This window comes from Escherichia sp. MOD1-EC5990 (genome assembly GCF_002965285.1).
Lineage (GTDB): Bacteria > Pseudomonadota > Gammaproteobacteria > Enterobacterales > Enterobacteriaceae > Escherichia > Escherichia coli_F.
In genome coordinates, this window is the sequence record NZ_PTRV01000100.1 from 1 (window position 1) to 204 (window position 204).

2 tRNA genes are annotated in these 204 nt (G+C 54.4%); both read right to left on the reverse strand.

Annotated features, from left to right (window positions below):
• Position 1: 1 nt before the first annotated feature.
• Positions 2 to 77: transfer RNA gene (locus BEB42_RS26095), tRNA-Val, on the reverse strand.
• A gap of 50 nt (positions 78 to 127) precedes the next feature.
• A tRNA-Lys gene (locus BEB42_RS26100) sits at positions 128 to 203 on the reverse strand.
• Between the last annotated feature and the right edge of the window lies 1 nt (position 204).

The following is a 204-nucleotide window of genomic DNA, read 5'->3' on the forward strand; positions in this document are numbered from 1 at the left end:
GTGGTGGGTGATGACGGGATCGAACCGCCGACCCCCTCCTTGTAAGGGAGGTGCTCTCCCAGCTGAGCTAATCACCCGATACTACGCTGGATACTACAAACTACTTCCACCGAACCCACCGCATTAGTGGTGGGTCGTGCAGGATTCGAACCTGCGACCAATTGATTAAAAGTCAACTGCTCTACCAACTGAGCTAACGACCCG